The following is a 381-nucleotide window of genomic DNA, read 5'->3' on the forward strand; positions in this document are numbered from 1 at the left end:
TTCAGCGATCCAGCGCTCGGAGAGGGCATGGAGCTGATCTAGATCAGCCTGGGTCATCGGCTCGAAGAGCAGGTGCTCAAAGCGCTCCAGCTCGGCCAGCAGCTTGGCGTGGGTCTCGGGCAAGGACATCGGGTAGTTGCGATCGGGCGTGGTGCTCAATCACTTGTCCGCACGTAATGCCTCGACTTGGGCCACACTCAGGCCGGTGACTTGGGCAATCTGCCGGTCCGTGAGCATACCTAATGCGATGAGATTGCGAGCTGTGGCTTGGGCGGTTTTCTGTATCCCGATCCGCTCGCCTTTCTGTATCCCGATCCGCTCGCCTTCCTGACGCCCCTCCTGGCGCTCGCGTTGTGCCCAGGTCTCTAGGTTCTCGGCTAA

General features: G+C 60.9%; 1 protein-coding gene. It reads right to left on the reverse strand.

The window, feature by feature from the left end:
• Positions 1-159: 159 nt before the first annotated feature.
• On the reverse strand, positions 160-381 hold a 222-nt coding region (locus tag VBE63_RS31230), incomplete at its 5' end, for a hypothetical protein (protein ID WP_323686813.1).

The organism is Lamprobacter sp. (assembly GCF_034860625.1).
Lineage (GTDB): Bacteria > Pseudomonadota > Gammaproteobacteria > Chromatiales > Chromatiaceae > Lamprobacter.